This is a genomic window from Pseudomonas sp. FSL R10-1350, assembly GCF_009600525.1.
Taxonomy (GTDB): Bacteria; Pseudomonadota; Gammaproteobacteria; order Pseudomonadales; family Pseudomonadaceae; genus Aquipseudomonas; species Aquipseudomonas helleri.
The window spans coordinates 1-1,400 of record NZ_WIVR01000154.1; the positions used below are offsets into that span (position 1 = coordinate 1).

Genomic DNA, 1,400 nt, shown 5'->3' on the forward strand with positions numbered 1-1,400 from the left:
GGTTGCAGCGCTGACGGCCAAGCGCGAGCAGCAGCGTCTGCGCCAGGCGCGGGATCTGGCGCACGCGGCGTTGCGGGCGGATACCCGCGATGGTCGGCACATTGAAGTGTCTGCCAACATCGCCTCGTTGGCCGAGGCCGAGCAGGGCATGAGCCTGGGCGGTGAAGGCGTGGGCTTGTTGCGTTCCGAGTTCTTGTACCTGGAGCGCAGCAGCGCGCCGAGCCACGACGAACAGGTCGCGACCTACAGCGCCATTGCCCGCGCGGTTGGCCCTGACTACAACCTGGTGGTGCGCACGCTGGATGTGGGCGGTGACAAACCCTTGGCCTACGTGCCGATGGAACCTGAGGCCAACCCGTTTTTGGGCATGCGCGGGGTTCGCCTGTGTCTGGAGCGTCCTGAACTGCTGCGTGAGCAGTTCAGCGCGATCCTGGCCAGTGCCGACCTGACCCGCCTGCACATTATGTTGCCGATGGTCACCCAAGTGTCCGAGTTGCGCCTCGCCCGCCAGTTGCTCGAAGAGCAAGCGCAACGCCTGGGCATTACCCGGCTGCCCAAGCTTGGGATCATGATTGAAGTTCCGGCGGCCGCGCTGATGGCTGACGTGTTCGCCCCTGAAGTCGACTTCTTCTCGATTGGCACCAATGACCTGACCCAATACACCTTGGCGATGGACCGCGACCACCCGCGTCTGGCCAGCCAGGCCGACAGTTTTCACCCGGCGGTACTGCGCCTGATCGCCACGACCGTCAAGGCCGCGCATGCCCACGGCAAGTGGGTGGGCGTGTGCGGCGCGCTGGCGTCCGAATCGTTGGCGGTGCCGCTGCTGGTCGGCTTGGGCGTGGACGAGTTATCGGTGAGCGTCCCGTTGATCCCGACCATTAAAGCGCGGGTTCGTGAGCTGACGCTCAAGGACTGCCAAGTGTTGGCGCAGCAGGTGCTGGGGCTGGAAAGTGCAGAGCAGGTGCGTGCTGCCTTGCAGCCGTCGCAAACGGCTAACGTTGCTCATTCATTGGTGCTGGAGAACTGAACATGTTTGCAAAATTGCAGCAGGCTTTTTGGAAAGCACTGACCCCGGACCTGGTGGCGGATGAGCCCGCCCCCAATGTGTCGACGCTGGCGAGCGCGGTGATCGCGGCCCTTGGTGGAGCCAGCAACCTCAAGTCCGAGCAGCGCGTGGCGTTGACCCGCATCCGCGTGGAGCTAAACGACACGTCACGTGTTGACCCTCACGCTCTGCGACTGGCGGGCGTGCCGGGGGTGATGACCCTGGCGGGCGGTGTGGTGCATTTGGTGGGTGTTAACGACTGAAAACTGCCCTCTCCCTAACCCTCTCCCTGTATGGACCGGGGACATAGCGAACACAATGTTCGGAGACATCGCGAACACTTTTAATAGGA

The 1,400-nt window shown here is 63.4% G+C and carries 2 protein-coding genes; both read left to right on the forward strand.

Going from position 1 to position 1,400, the window contains the following annotated elements; all coding sequences use genetic code 11:
• The coding region (ptsP, locus tag GHO25_RS25575) for a phosphoenolpyruvate--protein phosphotransferase (protein WP_153393349.1) at positions 1 to 1,030 on the forward strand (1,030 nt) is incomplete at its 5' end.
• A 2-nt stretch (positions 1,031 to 1,032) separates the two neighbouring features.
• Positions 1,033 to 1,311 carry a PTS transporter subunit EIIB gene (locus GHO25_RS25580; RefSeq protein ID WP_153393352.1) on the forward strand — a complete coding sequence of 93 codons (279 nt, stop codon included), beginning with the start codon at positions 1,033 to 1,035 and terminating at the stop codon, positions 1,309 to 1,311.
• Positions 1,312 to 1,400: the final 89 nt, after the last annotated feature.